The organism is Janthinobacterium sp. MP5059B (genome assembly GCF_001758645.1).
GTDB lineage: Bacteria > Pseudomonadota > Gammaproteobacteria > Burkholderiales > Burkholderiaceae_D > Janthinobacterium > Janthinobacterium lividum.
The window spans coordinates 216,134-235,838 of the sequence record NZ_LRHX01000007.1; the positions used below are offsets into that span (position 1 = coordinate 216,134).

A 19,705-nucleotide genomic window follows, 5' to 3' on the forward strand; every position below is an offset into this window, starting at 1 on the left:
GCCGCTCCGCCGGCGCAGCCGAATGTGTAGCCTTGAATGAAGGAGGGGCGATGAAAGCCTTGATGATTACCCGCGACGCCAGCTTGCACGATGAAATCGCGGCGCAAGGCGCGGCCCGCATGCCCGTGCTGCGGCTGCTGGACCGGCGCAGTGGCCTGCGCGACGCCGTCGAGCGCATGCTGGCCGAAGCGCCGGAACTGGTGATCGTCGACGCCAGCGGCATCGATGCCGACGAAGCCGACCTGCTCGAGCGCCTGGCGCGCCAGTATCCGCTGGCCGTGCTGATGCTGCTCACGCGCGGCCAGCAGCAGGATGTCCTGATACGCGCCATGCGCGCCGGCATGCGCGAAGTGCTGCAGCTGCCGCTGGTGCACAAGGCCTTCCACGAGGCGATGGACAGGGTCGATATCCAGGCCGGCGTGACGCAGATGCGCGATGGCAAAGTGCTCGCCTTCATCTCGTGCAAGGGCGGCAGCGGCGCCACCTTTTTGTCGACGAATTTTTCCTATGCGATGGCGACACTGGCCGGCTGCAAGGTGCTCTTGATCGACCTGCACGGCCAGTTCGGCGACGCCACCCTGTATGTCTCGGACCAGAAGCCGGCCATGACCCTGTCCGACATCTGCGCGCAGATCGCGCGCATGGACGGCGCCTTTCTCGCCTCGTGCCTGGTGCACGTGACGCCGAACTTCGGCGTGCTGGCGGCGGCCGACGATCCCGCGCACAAGGTCGACATGCAGCCCGAGCACATGGACCGCATCCTCGCCGTGGCGCGCCAGCACTACGACTACATCGTGCTCGACGTGGGACGCCAGATCGATGCGCTGTCGCTGCGCGCGCTCGACAACGCCGACGCCATCTATCCGGTGCTGCAGCTGGCCTTGCCCGACATCCGCGACGGGCGCCGCCTGCTCGACATCTTCCGCTCGCTCGGCTATCCGGGCGAGCGCCTGCGCCTGATCGTCAACCGCTATGAAAAGGGCGGCCGCCTGCGCCTGGCGGACCTGGAGCAGGCGCTGGGCGCGGAAGTGGTGCACACGGTGCCCAACGATTACATCGCCGCCACCGATTCCGTCAACCAGGGCATCCCGCTGCTGCAGCTGTCGCGCACCAGCGCCGTGGCGCGCAGCCTGGCCGAGCTGGTGGAACTGGTGACGGCGCGCCGCGTGACGGAAAGCCGCGGCCTGTTCGACCGCCTGTTCAGCCGCAGCGAGGCTTAGGACAGCAATGGATGTCAAGGCTCCCGCCGGGAGCCATCATGGGAGCCGAGATGACTTTACGCGAACGCCTGGCGGCGAATGAAACGGTGCGCCCCGCCACGAATGGACAAGGCGCGCTGGCGCTGCACGCCTACCAGGAACTGAAAAAAACCATGCACCAGACGATACTCGACCGTATCGACCTGGAACGCCTGAAGCGCCTGACGGCGGAGCAGTTCAAGCACGAGCTGGCGCTGCTGGTGCAGCGCGTGATCGAGGAAGAGCGCATCGTCCTGAACCAGCATGAGCGGCATAGCCTGGTGCTCGACATCCAGCACGAGATGCTGGGCTTCGGTCCGCTGGAACCGTTGCTGGCCGATGCCAGCGTGTCCGATATCCTCGTCAATACCTGCGACAAGGTGTATGTGGAGCGGGGCGGGCGGCTGCAGCTGACGGATGTGACCTTCCACGACAATGCGCACCTGATGAAGATCATCGAAAAGATCGTCTCGCGCGTGGGACGGCGGGTCGACGAATCGAGTCCGATGGTCGACGCGCGCCTGCCGGATGGCTCCAGGGTCAACGCCATCATTCCGCCGCTGGCCGTCGATGGCCCGATCCTGTCGATCCGGCGCTTTGCCGTGCAGCCTTTGACGATCGCCAACCTGCTCGACTACAAAAGCCTGACGCCGCCCATGGTGCAGGTGCTGCAGGCGCTGGGGCAGGCCAAGGTCAACATCCTGATTTCGGGCGGCACGGGCAGCGGCAAGACGACCCTGCTCAACGTGCTGTCCGGCTTCATTCCCGGCAGCGAGCGCATCGTCACCATCGAGGATGCGGCCGAACTGGCGCTGCGCCAGCCGCACGTGGTGCGCCTGGAAACGCGCCCGCCGAATATCGAGGGCAAGGGCGAGGTGAGCCAGCGCGCGCTGGTGCGCAATGCGCTGCGCATGCGGCCCGACCGCATCATCCTGGGCGAGGTGCGCGGCGCCGAGGCGCTCGACATGCTGCAGGCGATGAACACGGGCCATGAGGGTTCGCTGGCGACGATCCACTCGAACACGGCGAGGGATGCGCTGGCGCGGCTGGAAAACATGGTCGGCATGGCCAGCGTGAACCTGACGCCGCGCGCCACGCGCCAGCAGATCTGTTCGGCCGTGACGGTGGTGATGCAAGTGTCGCGCCTGACGGATGGCGCGCGCAAGCTGGTCAGCCTGCAGGAAGTGACTGGCATGGAAGGCGACATCATCGCCATGCATGAAATCTTCCGCTTCGAGCAGACGGGCATCGATGCCGCCGGCAAGGTGCTGGGCCACTTTTGCGCCACGGGCGTGCGGCCCCGTTTTACGGAGCGCTTGCGCATGTTCGGCGCGCCGGTGCCCGACAGCGTGTTCGACCCCGACCGTATTTACGAATGAAAAACCTACTGCGCGGCGCGCTTTGCGGCCTGCGATGCTCACTGTGCTAAAGCACAGCTCCGCTTCTCAGCCACAAATCACATCCGCTCGCTACGGTTTTCTTATCTGTTTTATGGAGGCATCATGGACCTGGTGTTCTACGGCTTTGCCGTGCTGCTGTTCGCCGCCTGCATCCTGATGGTGGAAGGCGCCTGGCTGTGGTGGTCGGGCACGCACGGCAGCGCGGCGCGGCGCATCAACCGGCGCTTGCGGCTGATGGCGGCGCGCGGCGAGGCGGGCGGCGAGCGGGTCTCGATTCTCAAGCAGCGCCGCTATGCGCGTTCGCCCGGCCTCGAGCGTTGGCTGCGGCGCCTGCCGCAGGCGGCACGGCTCGACCACTTGCTGCTGCAATCGGGCTTGTCCTGGTCGGTGGCGCAGTTCCTGGGCGGCGCGGGCGGCTTGCTGCTGCTGGCGCTGCTGTGGCTGGCCATCTGGCCCATGCCGTTGCCGGGCGCCTTGCTGCTGCTGGGCGTGGCAGGCGGCGGGCCGTGCATGGTCGTGCTGCGCGCGCGCGCCGCGCGGCTGAAAAAGATCGAGGCGCAATTGCCGGAAGCGGCCGATTTCCTGGCCCGCGCGCTGCGCGCCGGACACTCGTTTTCGAATGTGCTGCAGATGGTGGGCGATGAACTCAATGAGCCGATCAGCGGCGAATTCAAGATGGCGCACGAAGAGATCAATTACGGCGTGCCGATGAACGAGGCGCTGCAAAACCTGGCCGCGCGCATTCCGCTGACGGACTTGCGCTACCTTGTCATCGCCGTGCTGGTGCAGCGCGAATCGGGCGGGAACCTGGCCGAAGTGCTGGTCAGCATCGCGCGCATCATCCGCGCCCGCTTGAAACTGCTGGGACAGGTGCGCGTGCTGTCGGCCGAGGGGCGCATGTCGGCCTGGGTGTTGGGCTTGATGCCGGTGGTGATGATCGGCGTGATGGCGCTGGTCAACCCACAATACATCAGCCTGCTGTGGACGGATCCCAGCGGCATCAAACTGCTGTGGTACGCGGCCGGCATGGTGGCGCTGGGTGTCGTGTGGATGCGCAACGTGATCCGCATCCGCATCTAAGAGATCGTCTGAAAAAAGTCCATGGCGTTGTTGCGTCGCCTTGTCGTACTGTCGTATTGCCTTCGGCGACACGCCTAGCCCTGAACGTTTTGTCAGTCGATCAATCGGAGGAAATGCCATGACTGGCTCGCAACTGCTGTTTCTGTTGATTGTCTTCGCCGTGGTGGTGGCGCTGGCCCTGCTGGCGTGGCTGATCTTCTTTCCCGGTGCCTTGCGCCAGCGCCTGTTCGGTTCCATGGCGCCGGCCGCCAGCGAGGCGGTGGCGGAAAACGGCTGGGTGGAGCGCGTGGCGCGCGTGGCGCAGCCGTTCAGCAAGCTGTCGCTGCCGGAAGAGGGCTGGGAGCGCTCGCCGCTGCGCACGCGCTTCATGAATGCGGGCTGGCGCCAGGCCAGCGCACCGGCCCTGTACTTCGCCGCGAAAAGCGTGCTGGCCCTGCTGTTTCCCACCGTGCTGGGTCTGTATGCGGCCAGCGCCATGGCGGCGCAGCTGCGCAGCGTGCTGCTGTTGCTGCTGTGCGTCAGCGCCACCATCGGCTATTACCTGCCGAACCTGGTGCTGGCCAGCACGGCCAAGCGGCGGCAGCGCGACATCTTTGAAAACATCCCGGACGCGCTCGACTTGCTGACCGTGTGCGTGGAAGCGGGCCTGAGCCTGGAGCGCGCGCTGGTGAAGGTGTCAGGCGAAATCCATATCAAGAGCGTGGTGCTGGCACAGGAGTTGCAGCTGGTGCTGATGGAAATGCGCGCCGGCTTTTCCAAGGAAAAGGCGCTGCGCAACCTGGCTCTGCGCAGCGGCGTGGAAGACGTCGATACCTTGGTCGCCATGCTGATTCAATCGGAACGCTTCGGCACCAGCATGGGCGATTCGCTGCGCGTGCATTCGGAAAACCTGCGCGGCAAGCGCAGCCTGCTGGCCGAGGAGGCGGCAGCGAAGATTGCCCTGAAACTGCTGTTCCCGCTGATCTTTTGCGTCTTTCCCACCCTCATGCTGGTGCTCATGGGGCCGGCCGTGATCGAAGTGTATCGCGTGCTCGTGCCGGCCATGGCCAGCCGCTGAAAGGAGCTACCATGCGCTTGACGATTTCCCGCCTGGCCGCCGCCTGTGCCTGTCTGGGCCTGGGCGCGTGCGCCAGCCACACGGCGCACGCGCCGCTGCTGCCGGCGCCGCCCGCTGCCGCTGCCGATGCGGCCTATGTCGCGGGACGCCAGTATTTTGATGCGGGCGACCTGCCTGCCGCGCAAGCGGCGTATGCGCAAGCCTTGCGCGCCGCGCCGCGCCATGTGAATGCGCGCAACGGCCTGGCCGTGCTGCACGCGCAGCGGGGCGAGCACGATGCGGCGATTGCCCATTGGCTGGCCTTGACGCAGGAGGCGGGCACGCCGCAGCCGCAACAGGCGTATCTGTTCAGCAATCTCGGTCATGCTTATTATCTGAGTGGACGCGATGCGCAAGCCTTGCCCGCGCTGGAACAGGCGTGTCTGCTCGACCCGCTCAATGCGCTGGCCTGGCAGCATCTGGCGCAGGTGCTCGAACGGCTGGGGCAACACGCGCGCGCGGCAGTCATGCGGCGCCAGGCGGCCAGCTTGCAGGAGCACGATTTGCGGCGCGACATGGCCGTCTTGCGCAGCGAGGCGCCGCCGCAAGGTGTACCCGTGGCCGCGCCGGTGCCGGATGCGCCCGCCATGGCGCGCATCGAGATCACGCAAGGCGACGGCATGGCCCGCTTGCAGCGTGTGCCGGCAGCCGTGCGCAGCGTGCCCGTTGCCGTGCCCCGTCCGCGCCTGGAAATTGTGAATGGCAATGGCGTGCCCGGCCTGGCCGCCGCACTGGCGCGCAGCCTGGCCGGCAGTCCCGTGCAGGTGGTGCGCCTGGCCAATGAAACCAGCTTCCAGGTGGCGCGCACGCGCGTCGAATACCGGCCCGCGCAGGAGCAGGCGGCGCGCCAGCTGGCCCGCCAGCTGGGGATGCAGGTACAAACCCAGGTGCAGACCCAGGCCGCCGATTGTCCTGTCAGCGAGCTGCGCCTGGTACTCGGGCGCGACCTGAGCGATCCGGCCATGCTGCACCGCTATTATCTGCAGCAGTTGCAGCTGGCGCGCCAGGCGCTGGCGCGGCTCGGTTAACACGCCTCTGTTGATGCAAAATAAAACGGCGCCCAGGAGGCGCCGTTTTATTTCATGCTGCTGATGATTGTGGCTGGCGGCGCCGCGTAAAAGCCAGGGCCGCCAGTCCCATGCCCAGCAGGAACAGGGTGCCTGGTTCCGGCACGGCCAGGGGATCGATGACGACGATGTCGGTGCGCGTGGACTTGGAAAAGTTCAAGGTGTAGCTGCCAGCCGGCAGGGCGAAATTCGAGGTCAGGGAAAACATCGCAAAGCCATTCGTGAAGGCGCGCCCGGTAGCGGGGTCGTTGGTGCCTGCCGTCATGTTCAGGCTGAACGGATCCAGGCTGCCGACCGTATGGTTGCCGTTGACGTCGCTGCCATTGTTGGCATCGCCATCGGGTGCGAACTGGAAGATCACGCCATCGGCATTCGCGTTCGACAGGCAGCCGACGGGGCTGGCGCTGTTGCAGGAGATATTGAAGATATCCATGATCGACACGTTCGACTTGTCGCCCATGGTCGTCACGCTGGTGCGCAGGTCGCGCCGTCCCATGAAGCTGAAGGTGATGAAGCCGGCGCTCGACAGGGTCAGGTTGACGGAGCCGGTGAGCGTGTCGCCGGCCGTGGACGTGGCGGCACCGACCGTGTTGCGCTGGGCTTCCGCCACGGCGCGCACCGTGGCGCCGCCATTGAGCATGTTGCCGAAGGCATGTGCATCGCCGCGGGCGAACTCCAGGGTGGAACTGGGGCTGGGGGCGTAATGGTTTTGCTGCAAGCCGCTGCAGCCTCCGCCCGAGCACACTTGCAGTACGTCGGCGTTGGCGGCCGGCCCCGTATTGACGGCACGCGGATTGACGGCCACGCCGCCTTCGAAAAACGCGCTGTCGCTGGCATTGCGGTTGGCGCCGGCCAGCGACAGCGCGCCGGCGCTGGTGGTGATGCGGAAATTGTTCAACTCATTGACGGCCAGGCCGTACGCGCCGGCCTGTGCTTGGCCGCTGGCCAGCAGGCTTGCCGCCGCCAGTGCGCCCAGCCAGCCCAGGGTCTTGCTTCGTGTGTGATCGACGTTCATCGCAGCCTCTTATCGTGGTCAGTCTCGAAAAATCCGGGGGACAAAGAATCCAGGATGACTTGCCTGGATTCATCTCGTAGACAGGGATAAGCAGCTTGCGTGCCACACAAAAAAATCACGTGAAATCAATTGCTTGCGCAAAGCGGACTGAGCTGGCGGAAGCAAAGTGTAAGAAAGGCCGACGCCGCTTGTCGGGCGGTGCCAGCCCGCCTCAGGTGCCCCGGTGATAGCCGAGGTGGCCACCGGAATTGCGTGCGCAGCCGCATCCGATGCGCGCCACTTCCTCGCCGTCCGTCAATTTCCAGTTGGTAATCGTCGTATGCTGCCAGTCGATGTCGCTTTTCTTGACAGGTTTGACCGTCAGGGTGCGTGCTTCCGCATCCGTGTACTCCATCAGCTCCTCATCGTCGGCGATGTCGAAATGGCGGTGGATCAGGGAAATGCCGAAGCGGTCGAGCGCGCTATAGCGTTGCAGCACATCGCGCAGTTCGCGAAAGCAAGCGAGATCCTCGGGCAGCAGCGGATCGACGGCGGAAATATCGGCGACGGGCTGCCATTGCATGGCGTGGATGTTCAGGCTGTGCATGATAGGCTCCTGTGCCCCATGATGATAGGCCCAGGCTGGCAGAGGGGCGCTGGCACGCCTGGCGAAATACCCATCGTGGACGCAAAGCCGCTGCGGCGCTTGCGCCGGATCAAAGGTGCGGCACATCGCCTCTCGTCCGATCATTGCCCGGTAAAATAGGCCATGGCAAACAAAACCCCCACCTTCCCCGGCGCGCGCACGGGCCGCGGCCAGGTCCTGGCCGTGCTGCTGTCGAACCGCGACCAGTCCGGCGCCGAACCGCTGCAAGGCCGCGTCTCGCTGGCCGCCATCGTCAAGGCATTGAAACGCAAATATCACTGGCCGATCGAGACGCACAGTTTTCCCGCCAACACGCAGGATGGCCGCGCCAGCTGGGCGACCGTCTACAGCCTGCCGGAAAAGGTCATCGAGACCGCGCTGGATGCCGGCGGCCGGGAGTGGCTGGAAAGCCGGGGAGCGGTCGCGCGGCGGTGAATGCGCCGCCTGCCTTAATCGATCCCTTTACTCGAGCCGGAAGCCGACCTTGAGCGTGACCTGGAAGTGCGCTACCTTGCCGTCGACGATATGTCCCCGCGACTCGGTCACTTCATACCAGTCCATGTGCTTGACCGTCAGCGCCGCCTTGGCAATGGCATCGCGTATCGCCTGATCGCTGCTCTCGGTCGATGTTCCCACCAGTTCGATCAGTTTGTAAGTGTGTGCGGACATGATATTTCCCCAGGTAGGCAAGCCAGACATCGGGAGCCTGCTTTGCGCAAGCACGTGCTCATCTTGCGCCTAAACGTGCTGATAGTCATTGCGCGGTGCAGCAACGCGTCACGGGAGTGGTTCGCAGGGGGGAGAAAAGAAAAAAGGGCTACCAGCCGAAGCGGGTAACCCTTTGATTTACCACTGAATTCTTGGTGCCGACTGCCGGTTTCGAACTGGCCACCTGATGATTACAAATCAACTGCTCTACCAAATGAGCTAAGTCGGCAAAAACTGCGCGTTGCGAATTATACGCTATTTAATGCGTGTCAGGGTCGGGCGGCCGCCTTTTTTTGGTGGCTCGTCGTCGCCGGGCGTGGCGTTGTCGCGTTGTTCGGGGGAACTGGTCGGCACGGATGACAGGGTGGGACCGCTGGCGGCGGGGGCGAGCACGGGTGGCGGGACGTCGGCGGAGGCCGGGCTGTCCGTCGGTTGCGCGTCCGGGTCATCGTTGCCCAGCACGGGCTCGAAGGCCATGCCCTGGCCGTTTTCGTTGGCGTAGATGGCCATCACGTTGTCGACCGGCACGTAGATTTCGCGCGAGACGCCGCCAAAGCGGGCGTGGAAGCGGATGGCGTCGTTGTCCATCTTCAGGCCGCTGGTGGCGCCGAAGCTGATGTTGAGCACGATTTCGCCCTTTTTCACGTATTCCATCGGTACCGTGGTGCGCGAATCGACTTTGACCGCGAGATACGGCGTGTAGCCGCTGTCGGTGCACCACTCGTAGATGGCGCGCAGCATATAAGGTTTGGTTGAGATTTCAGACATGGTAGGCACGGTGAGGCGGGAGCGCCCCCCGTCAGCATGAGGCGGGCGCACCGGTAGTTCAAAAGACTGGGACAGCGCAAAAAGCAACTTTACCACATGCCCCAAGATATCCCGGCAGGCGCGGCCTGCCGGGATTATCTTTAGCGGCGCATGACCTTTTCGGAAGGGGTCAATGCCTCGATATACGCAGGACGCGAGAAGATGCGTTCGGCGTATTTCATCAGTGGTGCAGCCGTCTTCGACAGTTCGATGCCGTAGTGGTCCAGGCGCCACAGCAGCGGCGCGACAGCCACGTCGAGCATCGAGAATTCGTCGCCCAGCATGTACTTGTTCTTCAGGAACAGCGGCGCCAGGGTCGTCAGGCGGTCGCGGATTTCCGCGCGTGCCTTGTCGTGGGCCTTGTCGTTGCTCTTGGCGCGTTCGCTTTCCAGCACGTGCACGTGCACGAACAGTTCTTTTTCGAAATTGAACAGCATCAGGCGCGCGCGGGCACGCATCAGCGGATCGGCCGGCATCAGTTGCGGATGCGGGAAGCGCTCATCGATGTACTCGTTGATGATGTTCGATTCATACAGGATCAGTTCGCGCTCAACCAGGATAGGCACCTGGCCGTACGGATTCATGGTCGAGATGTCTTCCGGTTTGTTGAACAGGTCGACGTCGCGCACTTCGAAGTCCATGCCTTTTTCAAACAGGACCAGGCGGCAGCGTTGCGAAAATGGGCAGGTTGTACCCGAATAGAGAACCATCATTTTTTATAGTTCCTTAGAAACAAAGGGGGTGAAGCCGCGAACGGCTCACCCCAGGTCGCTTGTCCACTCATGCGGACAACGCAGAAACAGGCATAAACCGGCCTATGGCCGGCGCCTCACTTATTTGACTTCCTTCCAGAACGACGCGTTAAGGCGCCATGCCAGCAGAGTAAAGACCGACAGGAACAGCAGCACCCACACGCCCAGGCGCTTGCGTGTTTGCTGTGCCGGTTCGGCCATCCACTCCATGTAGCCGACCAGGTCGGCTACCGCATTGTCATACTCGATCTTGTTCAACGTACCTGGCTTGACCTGCTCGAAGCCGGCAAATTTGTGGATCTTCTTGCCAGCTTCGTGCGGATCATTCTCTTCCACGAACTTGGCAGTCTGGACACCTTGCAATTCCCATAATACATGCGGCATGGCAACATTCGGCACGACCATGTTGTTCCAGCCGGTCGGACGAGTGTCGTCTTTATAGAACGTACGCAGGTAAGTATACAGGTAGTCGCCGCCTGTGCCAGCGGAAGATGATTTCGCGCGCGAAATTACCGACAAATCCGGCGGTACGACGCCAAAGAAGGCCTTGGCGTCCTGCGGTGCCAGGGCCGTCGTCATCAGGTCGCCTACTTTATCACCTGAGAACAACAGATTCTCCTTGATCTGGATTTCCGTCAAGCCCAGGTCGCGCAGGCGGTTGTAGCGCATCGACACGGCGGCGTGGCAATTCAAGCAATAATTGACGAACAATTTGGCGCCATGTTGCAGCGCTGCCATGTTGGTCTGGCGGTCAGGCGCCTTGTCCAGCGGAAAGCCGCCTTCGCTGGCGAGAGCCATGGCGGGCACGAAGGCCAGGATGGCGAGCAGTTTTTTTGCAATCTTCATATGATGTATGTCCTTTGAGCGTGGCGTGAGAGCGGCTTAGTGCGGGTGAAACGTCACACGCGACGGCACGGTCTTGAACTGGCCCATTGCACTCCACCATGGCATCAACAGGAAGAAGCTGAAGTAAATCAGGGTGCACACTTGCGACACGATGGTCTTCGTATCCGTTGGCGCCTGGGTCCCGAGGTAGCCGAGGATCAGGAACGACAGGCCGAAGATGGCATAGATGTATTTGTGCCAGGTCGGACGGTAGCGGATCGATTTCACGGGCGAATGGTCCAGCCATGGCAGGAAGGCCAGGATCACGACGGAACCGCCGAAGAACACCACGCCCCAGAATTTCGCATCGAGCACCTGCGGCAGCATGCCGATGATGGCGACGATGGCGATGCCGGCGATGATGGATTTGACGGTTGTCGACAGGCGCGACTTGAGCCAGATGAACACCACGTAGGCAGCCACGACACCCATCAGCACGTACATGAAGTCGGCCGTGGTGGCGCGCAGCACCGAGTAGAACGGCGTGAAGTACCAGGTTGGCGCGATGTGCAGCGGGGTTTTCAGCGAGTCGCCCGGCAGGAAGTTGTTGTATTCCAGGAAGTAGCCGCCCATTTCCGGCGCGAAGAAGACGACGGCGCTGAAAATGACGAGGAAGATCGATACGCCGAACAGGTCATGCACGGTGTAGTACGGATGCGATGGAATCGAATCGACCGGGTGGCCGTCGGCGCCCAGGTTTTCCTTCACTTCGATGCCGTCAGGATTGCTCGAACCGACTTCGTGCAGGGCGATCAAGTGCGCTGCAACCAGGCCCAGCAGTACCAGCGGGATGGCGATCACGTGGAAGGCGAAGAAGCGGTTCAGGGTCGCGTCGGAGACGACGTAGTCGCCGCGGATCCACAGCGACAGGTCAGGGCCGATCAGCGGGATGGCGCCAAACAGGTTGACGATCACTTGCGCGCCCCAGTACGACATCTGGCCCCATGGCAGCAGGTAGCCGAAGAATGCTTCGGCCATCAGGCACAGGAAGATGGCGAAACCGAACAGCCAGATCAATTCACGTGGCTTGCGGTAGGAGCCGTACAGCAGGCCGCGCGTCATGTGCAGGTAGACGATGATGAAGAAGGCCGAGGCGCCCGTCGAGTGCATGTAGCGCACCAGCCAGCCCCACGGTACTTCGCGCATGATGTACTCGACGGAATTGAAGGCCAGGGCCGCATCCGGTTTGTAGTGCATGGTCAGGAAGATGCCGGTGACGATCTGCAGCACCAGCACCAGCATGGCCAGCGAGCCGAAGATGTACCAGAAATTGAAGTTTTTCGGGGCGTAGTACTTGCCCCATTGGTCGTTCCACAGCTTGGTCAGGGGAAAGCGGTCATCGACCCAGCCCAGCGCTTTTTCGGCGACGGGAGCGTCTGCCGGGAACTTCGTTTCTTTGAAAGCAGCCATGATCAAGCCTCGCCTTTCTCGTCTTTACCTATCAGCAATTTGGTGTCGCTCAGGTACATATGGCGCGGCACTTGCAGGTTGTCCGGCGCCGGCTTGTTCTTGAACACGCGGCCTGCCATGTCGAAGGTGGAGCCGTGGCAAGGGCACAGGAAGCCGCCTTCCCAGTCATCGGGCAGCGACGGTTGCGGGCCAGGGGTAAATTTCGAGGAAGGGGAGCAGCCCAGGTGGGTGCAGATGCCGACGGCGACGAGAATTTCAGGCTTGATCGAGCGCGCTTCATTCATGCAGTATTCAGGCGTGAATTCGGCGGGATTGCGTTGTGAATTGGCATCGGCGACCTTGCCATCGGTTTGCTTGAGCGACGCGATCATTTCCGGCGTGCGCTTGAGGATCCAGACCGGCTTGCCGCGCCATTCGACGGTGCGCATTTCGCCGGGTTGCAAGGTGGTGATGTCTACTTCGACCGGCGCGCCAGCCGCTTTCGCGCGCTCCGACGGCTGGAAGGTGCTTACCAAGGCTCCCGCGGTTGCCAATCCAACTACACTGCCCGCCGCGCACGTGGCGACGAGCAAGCCGCGACGGCCTGAATCGACCTGCTTTTCGTTACTCATGCAAACCCCAATCAGTCAAAATGCGAATCTTTATTATGAGTGGCAGCCGCGAAAAACCCGTCGCCGAAGCTCTTTCCCACTGTTTGCCGCAACCCGCATCTTTGTACGGTAAAGTGGCAACATCCCTGCGGAACTTCGGCCAATGGCGCAGCCCGTGCCAGTTTCTTGTTGATTATCCGGAAGTGAAAAAGCCACTTCTGGCAACCGCAAATTATAAGTGAAGCAAACAACGAATAAAACAAAAACGTTGCTTGTACCATAATTTATATACTTTTGCAGGAGGTGGCTAGTTCTTTCGAACTAGATGCGCACGGCTGTGCCGGAATTGGTCCTGCTGGCAACCACAAGTTGGTGTCCCCAGGAATCAATAGTATGATCGGCATGTTTTTATATCTATCCGAAGGAGAAATTCATGGCAATGATGAAGGAATTTAAAGAATTTGCAATGAAAGGCAATGTCGTCGATCTGGCGGTCGGTGTCATTATCGGTGGCGCCTTCGGCAAGATTGTCGATTCCCTGGTGCAAGACGTGATCATGCCGCCCATCGGCCGCATTTTCGGCGGCCTCGATTTTGCCAATTACTACCTGCCCCTGAATGGCCAGGCGACAACGATGACCCTGGTGGAAGCGAAAAAGGCGGGCGCCGTGCTGGCCTACGGTAACTTCCTGACCATTTTGCTCAATTTCATCATTCTTGCTTTCATCATTTTCCAGATGGTGCGCCTGATGAACAAGGCCCGCCGCAGCGAACCGGTCGCGCCGGCGCCGGCACCGGCCACGCCGGAAGACATCGTGCTGCTGCGTGAAATCCGCGACTCCCTGCAGAAGAACGGACAGAATAGCAACGATCTGGCAAAATAAGTCGTTCCGGCACGGGCCGGCTGACCTGGGCAGAGAACTGTATGCGACGATTCTGGTTATTGTTTGCGCAAACCGTGACGATCGCGTTGGCGCTGTACTTTGTGTACGGCGCGCTGCGCCCGGCCAGCCGGGTACAGCAGCTGGGTTCTCCTGCGAAACCGGTGCCCGTGGTGGAAACGGCGTCCAGCAGCCTGGCGCCCGGTTCCTACCGCGACGCGGCGGCGCGCGCCATGCCCGCCGTCGTCAATATCCTCACCCTGCAAGTACCCAAGCGCGGCGCCCATCCGCTGGCGCGCGATCCCTTCTTCAAACGTTTCTTCGGCGACCGCGACCCGGACGGCGAGGATGGCGAGGACTTGAAAAACAGCCTCGGCTCGGGCGTCATCGTCAGCCATGAAGGCTATGTGCTGACGAATAACCACGTGGTCGAAGGCGCCGACGAAATCGAAGTCGTGCTCACGGATGGCCGCAAGGCGCCCGCCAAGGTCGTGGGCCTGGACCCGGAAACGGACCTGGCCGTCATCAAGATCGACCTCGACAAGCTGCCCGTCATCGTGCTGGGCCAGTCGGAACTGGCGCGCGTGGGCGACGTGGTGCTGGCCATCGGCAACCCCTTCGGCGTGGGCCAGACGGTGACCATGGGCATCATCTCCGCCCTGGGCCGCAACAACCTGCACATCAACAGCTTTGAAAACTTCATCCAGACGGATGCGGCCATCAACTTCGGCAATTCGGGTGGCGCCCTGGTCGATACGCGTGGCAATCTGATCGGCATCAATACGGCGATCTACTCGCAAAGCGGCGGTTCCGTCGGCATCGGCTTCGCCATTCCCGTCTCGACGGCCAAAACGGTGATGGAAGCCATCATCAAGGATGGCCACGTGGTGCGCGGCTGGATCGGCGTGGAAACGCAGGACATCACCCCCGAGCTGGCGCAAAGCTTCAACTTGCAGCGCACCAGCGGCGCCATCATCGCCGGCGTGGTGCGCAATGGCCCGGCCGACAAGGCGGGCATCGTGCCCGGCGACATCCTGCTGACGGTGGACGGCAAGCCCGTGGGCGATACGACGGAAATGCTGAACCTGATCGCCCAACTGCCGCCCGGCGGAAAAGCTAAAATGACGGTGCTGCGCAAGAATCGCGAAGCGGCGCTCGACGTGATGGTGGGCAAGCGCCCCATCCCGAAAGAGCTTTCCAAATAGTTGCTGATCGGAATTTGACACATGCATGTGCGTGATTTGACCCAATTTTTACGTGAACTGAGCGACAACAACAACCGTCCCTGGTTTGTCATGAACAAGCCCCGCTACGACATCCTGCGCGAGGAATTCCTTGCCCTGGTCACCAGCCTGATCGGTGAGCTGGGCAAGTTCGACCCGGCCGTGAAGTACTGCAATCCGAAGAAGGCGATGTTCCGCATCAACCGCGACGTGCGTTTCGCGCACGACAAGAGTCCGTACAAGACGCGTTTTTCGGCCGCCATCGCGCCGAACGACATGCGCCGTCCCAGCAAGGCGGGCGGCCCCACGTATTATCTGCAGATCGATGGCCAGGGCAACCTGCTGTTCGGCGCCGGCGAATACATGCCGCCACCGGGCCGCCTGAAGGCGCTGCGCGAGCACATGGTCAACGACGCGCCAGGTTTCTCCAAAGTGCTGAAGAATAAGCGCTTGAAGGCCCGCTTCGGCACCATCCAGAACGAGGGCAAATTGCAGCGCCCGCCCAAGGGTTTCGAGGCGGATGCGGAACATATCGAATTCATCAAGCTGAAAAGCTTTTTTGTCTGGACCGAAGTGCCGCTGCCCGTCAACGAGCCCGAGAAACTGCTGCCGACCCTGGCGGAAGGCTTGAAGGATGCATGGCCGCTGGTCGAGTGGATGCGCGGCGCGAAAGAGCCGGAGGAAGTCACCGAGTAATTGCGGAAGGAGCACATGATGGCACTGGAGCACGCAAGTTCAGGACAGGTGATCGAGGTGCTGCGCAGGGACGGCGACGACCTGTCGCAGTTTTCCGCCATTGCGCTGGCCAAGACGGACGAACTGGAATTGATCCGCATGTGCATGCCCAAGGGCAAGACCATGCCCGAGCATCATGTGCTCGGTGAAATCACCCTGCTGTGCCTGCAGGGGCAGGTGGCGGTGACGGCGCATGGCGGCGTGCAACTGCTGGGGCCAGGGCAGCTGCTGTACCTGCTCGGCGGCCAGGCGCACGCCCTGGAAGCGCGCGAAGACAGTTTATTGTTGCTGACTATACTCATGCACAAGGCTGGTCGCTAGGTTTTTCCCGTCAAGCTGCCTCGGCGCGCGGATCGCGCGACAGCAGTTGCTGCACCATCACGTGCGGCAGATCGCCGTCGAACAGCACGCCGGCCACCGCGTTGGTGATCGGCATGTCGACGCCCATGCGGCGCGCCAGTTCGCGCACGGCCTTGGCGCAGGGCACGCCTTCTGCCACATGACCGAGTTCGGCCACAATGGTGGCCAGCGCCTTGCCTTGCGCCAGGCCCAGGCCGACGCGGCGGTTGCGCGACAGGTCGCCCGTGCACGTCAGAATCAAGTCGCCCATGCCCGTCAAGCCCATGAACGTTTCCGTCTGGCCGCCCAGGGCCGTGCCCAGGCGCGTGATTTCCGCCAGGCCGCGCGTGATCAGCGCGGCGCGCGCATTCAAGCCCAGGCCCAGGCCGTCGGCCACGCCCGTGGCAATGGCCAGCACGTTCTTGACGGCGCCGCCCACTTCCACGCCCACCAGGTCTTCGCTCGCATACACGCGGATGGTGCCGCCATGCAAGGCCGAGACGACGGCGCCGCGCAAGGCGGCGCTGTGCGAGGCGATGGTCAGCGCGCACGGCAAGCCGCGCGCCACTTCCTGCGCGAACGAAGGGCCGGACAGGGCGCCTCCGGGAATATTGTCACCCAGCACTTCCTGCACGATCTGGTGCGGCAGCAAGCCCGTGCCGCCTTCAAACCCTTTGCACAGCCACACCAGGTTGCCGATGGCCTTGTCTTTCAATTGATGCAGCATGGGCCGCAAGCCCGCCACGGGGCAGGCGGCGATCAGGATGCCGTGTTCGCCGCCGGCATGCGCGACGGCGGCGTCGAAATCGGCACCGATGCGCAGTTGCGGCGGCAAAGGGAAGCCGGGCAGATAGCTGTTTTCACCGCTGGCGGCAATGGCGGCCATGGCGTCGCCATTGCGGCCCCACAGCAGCACGTCGTGGCGGCCGGCCAGGGCCATCGCCACGGCCGTGCCCCAGGCGCCAGCGCCCAGGATGGTGATCTTGCGGGCGGTGGGAATGATATCGGGAGTGACTTCAGGAGAAACTTGCATGCAACCTCAATGGGGCAGGGGGAACGGGTGCGGTGCTTACATGCCCCACACTTCGCTGGTCTTGACGTAGCCGCTCTGGCCATCCTTGTGGCGCACCTTGACCCAGCCGGAGGTCGGTTGCTCGCTCATTTCCAGCAGCACGCCCTTGTCGACGAGGATGATGGCGGAGGCGGTGTCGTCGGGGCTGGCGCGAACCTTGAGGTTCGCGGCGCGTGCCACGAGGTTGCGCTTGGCCGACAGGCCCTTGGCTTCCGTCCAGGCCATTTCGCCGCTGGCGTCGCGTACCTTGACCCATTCGCCGTAGCTGAGCACGACTTCCAGCGGCATGCCGCGTGGCGCCACGTACAGCTTGCCGCCCTTGGAGGACGGTGCGTCGTACAGGATCACGGGAGCCGCGCCCACCGTTTTGAAATCGACGGCATGGCTGGCGGCGGTCGCCAGCAGCAGTATGGCGCCGGCCATCCAGCGGAACTTGCTCAAGAGCGCACTTTTCAACATGATATTTTTGAACCTTAACGAAACACGGCGGCCAGGCCGCCGTGTCAGGCCAGCCTTGACGGCCGGCGGGGTCTTGCAAGAGCTTAGTGCGTTTCGCTGGCTGCTGGAGCTGCGGCAGCGGCGTCAGCAATAGCTTGCAGACGTTGTTGGTAGAACACTTCGAAGTTGATCTCGGCCAGGTGCACTGGCGGGAAGCCGGCACGGGTGATCACGTCGGCGATGTTGGCGCGCAGGTAAGGGTAGATGATGTTCGGGCAGCCGATTCCCAGCAGCGGATCGAGTTGATCAGCAGGAATGTTGCGTGCTTCGAAGATACCGGCTTGCTTGCCTTCAACCAGGAAAGCGACTTTTTCGCCGACTTTGGCGGTCACGGTGATGGTCACGGTGGCTTCGAAGATGCCGTCGGCCAGAGGCGCAGCGCCCACGTCCAGAGCTACTTCGATCGCTGGTGCTTCTTGTTCCAGGAAAATAGCTGGGGAATTTGGTTGTTCCAGCGACATGTCTTTCAGGTAGACGCGTTGGATTTGGAAGACTGGTTGCAGATTTTCGTCAGACATGGAACGCTTTCGTTGTAAAGGACAAGAACGGCACACCGTTCAAATATGGTGCTTGCGGTATTCAAAACCGCGCCGGGTAGGCGCGGCCAGATCAGGTGCGAGGGCAATTGTATCAAAACAATACGACAAAAAACCAAGCAATTTCTCGAACCTGCTTTATATCAGGCTGCCGTGCCATTTAACAAGGGGTCCAGCTTGCCGGCTTGATCGAGCGCATACAAATCGTCGAATCCGCCCACGTGGGTATCGCCTACATAGATCTGCGGCACTGTGCGGCGGCCCGTGCGTTCCATCATCTTGATGCGCTCTTCCGGGTCGAGGTCCACGCGGATCTTTTGCACGGCGACGCCCTTGGCTTCCAACAGGCGCTCTGCGCGCACGCAATACGGGCACACGGCGGTGCTATACACAATTACTGGGACGGTCATGATGATTCCTTCAGTTAAGGCCGGCTTATTTCGCCAGCGACAAGGTTTTCAATGGCAAACCCTGCTTTTTCCATTCGTCGAGGCCGCCTTCCAGGCTCGTTGCCTCAGCGAAACCGGCTTTGCCCAGCAGGCCGACGGCGGTTGCCGAACGCGAACCTTTCTGGCAAACCACTACAATGGGGCGCGTTTTGAATTTTTCCAGCTCGCCCATGCGTTTTGCCAGTTCCGGCAGCGGAATATTTTTTGCGTCAGGCAAGTGGCCCGTGGCGAATTCTTCCGCGCTGCGCACATCGACGATGATGGTTTTGCCACGGTTGATCAGTTGCGTGACTTCCAGCACGGTCGCGCGCTTGCCGCGCATCGACAGCAGTGGCCAGAGGAGGGCGCCGCCGGAAATAATGACGATGGCAAACAGAAAAATGTGGTCGATAATGAATTTCACGTAGGGTCCAATGGTTTAAGTCAATCCGCGCATTATAAAATAGAAGCTGGACGAGGTCTTTTTACGTTTTGCTTTTTTGATTTGAACCCCTTGAGAAGATAGAACTATGTACAAAATCGTTTTCATGCGTCACGGCGAGTCCACCTGGAACCTCGATAACCGCTTCACCGGCTGGACCGACGTTGATCTGACGGAAAAGGGCGTCAACGAAGCCAAGGCCGCCGGCCAGATCCTCAAGCAGGAAGGTTTTACGTTCGACGTGGCCTACACTTCCGTCCTGAAGCGCGCCATCCGCACCCTGTGGCTGGCGCTCGACGAGATGGACATGATGTATTTGCCGATCAAGAACGACTGGCGCTTGAACGAGCGCCACTATGGCGCCCTGCAAGGCCTGGACAAGGGCGAGACGGCCGCCAAGTATGGCGACGAGCAAGTATTGGTATGGCGCCGCAGCTACGACACGCCGCCGCCGCCGCTGGCGGAAGACGACGACCGCGCCTCGTTCAACGATCCGCGCTACGCTGGCTTGCCGAAAGCGTCGATTCCGCTGACCGAATGCCTGAAAGACACCGTGGCGCGCGTGATGCCGGCCTGGGATGACGAAATCGCCCCGGCCATCCGCGCCGGCAAGAAAATCATCATTTCGGCCCACGGCAACAGCCTGCGCGCGCTGATCAAGATGCTCGATGGCATCAGCGACAGCGACATCGTCGGCCTGAACATCCCGAACGGCCAGCCGCTCGTGTATGAACTGGATGCCGACCTGAAACCGATCCGTCATTACTACCTGGGCGACCCGGCAGCGATTGCGGCAGCGCAAGCGGCCGTGGCGAACCAAGGGAAGGCCAAGTAATTTTGTCGTCTTTCTTCCGCGGCACAGCCATCGCCCCCTCTGCT

24 protein-coding genes and 1 tRNA gene are annotated in these 19,705 nt (G+C 62.1%); 11 read left to right on the forward strand and 14 right to left on the reverse strand.

Going from position 1 to position 19,705, the window contains the following annotated elements:
* The first annotated feature begins 50 nt into the window (after positions 1–50).
* From JAB1_RS11455 to JAB1_RS11475, 5 genes are all read left to right on the forward strand, one after another.
* On the forward strand, positions 51–1,220 hold the full coding sequence (locus JAB1_RS11455) for an AAA family ATPase (RefSeq protein WP_034783630.1): 1,170 nt from the start codon (positions 51–53) through the stop codon (positions 1,218–1,220).
* A gap of 50 nt (positions 1,221–1,270) precedes the next feature.
* Complete coding sequence (locus tag JAB1_RS11460) at positions 1,271–2,617, forward strand: CpaF family protein (protein ID WP_083299692.1); 1,347 nt, start codon at positions 1,271–1,273, stop codon at positions 2,615–2,617.
* A gap of 123 nt (positions 2,618–2,740) precedes the next feature.
* Positions 2,741–3,718 carry a type II secretion system F family protein gene (locus JAB1_RS11465; RefSeq protein WP_070280015.1) on the forward strand — a complete coding sequence of 326 codons (978 nt, stop codon included), beginning with the start codon at positions 2,741–2,743 and terminating at the stop codon, positions 3,716–3,718.
* A 118-nt stretch (positions 3,719–3,836) separates the two neighbouring features.
* Entirely contained in the window at positions 3,837–4,775 is a 939-nt protein-coding gene (locus JAB1_RS11470) for a type II secretion system F family protein (protein WP_034783626.1), read from the forward strand.
* Between the two features lie 11 nt (positions 4,776–4,786).
* Positions 4,787–5,842 (forward strand): LytR C-terminal domain-containing protein, encoded by a 1,056-nt coding sequence (locus tag JAB1_RS11475; RefSeq protein WP_070280016.1) that lies wholly within the window; start codon positions 4,787–4,789, stop codon positions 5,840–5,842.
* Between the two features lie 52 nt (positions 5,843–5,894).
* On the opposite strand, the gene JAB1_RS11480 is transcribed toward JAB1_RS11475, so the two are convergent.
* Together JAB1_RS11480 and JAB1_RS11485 are read right to left on the reverse strand one after the other, a co-directional pair.
* A complete protein-coding gene (locus JAB1_RS11480) occupies positions 5,895–6,896 on the reverse strand; it encodes an EDSAP-1 family PEP-CTERM protein (RefSeq protein ID WP_070280017.1) in 1,002 nt (333 codons plus the stop codon).
* Positions 6,897–7,107: 211 nt separating this feature from the next.
* Positions 7,108–7,482 (reverse strand): hypothetical protein, encoded by a 375-nt coding sequence (locus JAB1_RS11485; RefSeq protein WP_070280018.1) that lies wholly within the window; start codon positions 7,480–7,482, stop codon positions 7,108–7,110.
* Positions 7,483–7,644: 162 nt separating this feature from the next.
* Between JAB1_RS11485 and JAB1_RS11490 the strand changes: the two genes are divergently transcribed.
* Entirely contained in the window at positions 7,645–7,956 is a 312-nt protein-coding gene (locus tag JAB1_RS11490) for a hypothetical protein (RefSeq protein WP_070280019.1), read from the forward strand.
* Positions 7,957–7,983: 27 nt separating this feature from the next.
* Here JAB1_RS11490 and JAB1_RS11495 read toward each other — a convergent pair whose 3' ends face one another.
* The 7 genes from JAB1_RS11495 to petA form a co-directional block, all read right to left on the reverse strand.
* Positions 7,984–8,190, reverse strand: a complete 207-nt coding sequence (locus tag JAB1_RS11495; protein ID WP_034753599.1) for a dodecin — start codon at positions 8,188–8,190, stop codon at positions 7,984–7,986.
* A gap of 192 nt (positions 8,191–8,382) precedes the next feature.
* A tRNA-Thr gene (locus JAB1_RS11500) sits at positions 8,383–8,458 on the reverse strand.
* A 26-nt stretch (positions 8,459–8,484) separates the two neighbouring features.
* The gene (locus tag JAB1_RS11505) at positions 8,485–8,997 is read right to left on the reverse strand and encodes a ClpXP protease specificity-enhancing factor (protein WP_034783599.1); all 513 of its coding nucleotides are present in this window, start codon (positions 8,995–8,997) and stop codon (positions 8,485–8,487) included.
* 140 nt (positions 8,998–9,137) lie between these two features.
* Positions 9,138–9,749 carry a glutathione S-transferase N-terminal domain-containing protein gene (locus JAB1_RS11510; protein ID WP_010394154.1) on the reverse strand — a complete coding sequence of 204 codons (612 nt, stop codon included), beginning with the start codon at positions 9,747–9,749 and terminating at the stop codon, positions 9,138–9,140.
* 120 nt (positions 9,750–9,869) lie between these two features.
* Positions 9,870–10,634: a cytochrome c1 gene (locus JAB1_RS11515; protein WP_070280020.1), complete on the reverse strand. Its 765-nt coding sequence runs from the start codon at positions 10,632–10,634 to the stop codon at positions 9,870–9,872.
* 36 nt (positions 10,635–10,670) lie between these two features.
* Complete coding sequence (locus JAB1_RS11520; RefSeq protein ID WP_034783596.1) at positions 10,671–12,083, reverse strand: cytochrome bc complex cytochrome b subunit; 1,413 nt, start codon at positions 12,081–12,083, stop codon at positions 10,671–10,673.
* Between the two features lie 2 nt (positions 12,084–12,085).
* A complete protein-coding gene (gene petA, locus JAB1_RS11525) occupies positions 12,086–12,694 on the reverse strand; it encodes a ubiquinol-cytochrome c reductase iron-sulfur subunit (RefSeq protein WP_034783594.1) in 609 nt (202 codons plus the stop codon).
* Positions 12,695–13,106: 412 nt separating this feature from the next.
* Here petA and mscL point away from each other — a divergent pair, with 412 nt between their 5' ends.
* Genes mscL through JAB1_RS11545 form a run of 4 tightly spaced genes read left to right on the forward strand, consistent with a single transcriptional unit; the run spans position 13,107 to position 15,832 of the window.
* Positions 13,107–13,556 (forward strand): large conductance mechanosensitive channel protein MscL, encoded by a 450-nt coding sequence (mscL, locus tag JAB1_RS11530; RefSeq protein ID WP_070280021.1) that lies wholly within the window; start codon positions 13,107–13,109, stop codon positions 13,554–13,556.
* Positions 13,557–13,597: 41 nt separating this feature from the next.
* Entirely contained in the window at positions 13,598–14,758 is a 1,161-nt protein-coding gene (locus JAB1_RS11535) for a Do family serine endopeptidase (RefSeq protein WP_070258533.1), read from the forward strand.
* A gap of 21 nt (positions 14,759–14,779) precedes the next feature.
* A complete protein-coding gene (locus JAB1_RS11540) occupies positions 14,780–15,472 on the forward strand; it encodes a DUF2461 domain-containing protein (protein ID WP_070258534.1) in 693 nt (230 codons plus the stop codon).
* Positions 15,473–15,487: 15 nt separating this feature from the next.
* Complete coding sequence (locus tag JAB1_RS11545; RefSeq protein WP_254672057.1) at positions 15,488–15,832, forward strand: hypothetical protein; 345 nt, start codon at positions 15,488–15,490, stop codon at positions 15,830–15,832.
* A 10-nt stretch (positions 15,833–15,842) separates the two neighbouring features.
* Here JAB1_RS11545 and JAB1_RS11550 read toward each other — a convergent pair whose 3' ends face one another.
* From JAB1_RS11550 to JAB1_RS11570, 5 genes are all read right to left on the reverse strand, one after another.
* On the reverse strand, positions 15,843–16,883 hold the full coding sequence (locus JAB1_RS11550) for an NAD(P)H-dependent glycerol-3-phosphate dehydrogenase (protein WP_070280022.1): 1,041 nt from the start codon (positions 16,881–16,883) through the stop codon (positions 15,843–15,845).
* Positions 16,884–16,919: 36 nt separating this feature from the next.
* Positions 16,920–17,381 (reverse strand): SH3 domain-containing protein, encoded by a 462-nt coding sequence (locus JAB1_RS11555; protein ID WP_070280023.1) that lies wholly within the window; start codon positions 17,379–17,381, stop codon positions 16,920–16,922.
* Positions 17,382–17,464: 83 nt separating this feature from the next.
* Complete coding sequence (gene secB, locus JAB1_RS11560; protein ID WP_034783580.1) at positions 17,465–17,938, reverse strand: protein-export chaperone SecB; 474 nt, start codon at positions 17,936–17,938, stop codon at positions 17,465–17,467.
* Between the two features lie 161 nt (positions 17,939–18,099).
* Complete coding sequence (gene grxC, locus JAB1_RS11565; protein ID WP_070220900.1) at positions 18,100–18,366, reverse strand: glutaredoxin 3; 267 nt, start codon at positions 18,364–18,366, stop codon at positions 18,100–18,102.
* Positions 18,367–18,391: 25 nt separating this feature from the next.
* Complete coding sequence (locus JAB1_RS11570; protein ID WP_070220898.1) at positions 18,392–18,808, reverse strand: rhodanese-like domain-containing protein; 417 nt, start codon at positions 18,806–18,808, stop codon at positions 18,392–18,394.
* Between the two features lie 106 nt (positions 18,809–18,914).
* Between JAB1_RS11570 and gpmA the strand changes: the two genes are divergently transcribed.
* Positions 18,915–19,661, forward strand: coding sequence for a 2,3-diphosphoglycerate-dependent phosphoglycerate mutase (gpmA, locus tag JAB1_RS11575; RefSeq protein WP_070280024.1), 747 nt, complete (start codon positions 18,915–18,917; stop codon positions 19,659–19,661).
* Positions 19,662–19,705 lie beyond the last annotated feature (44 nt).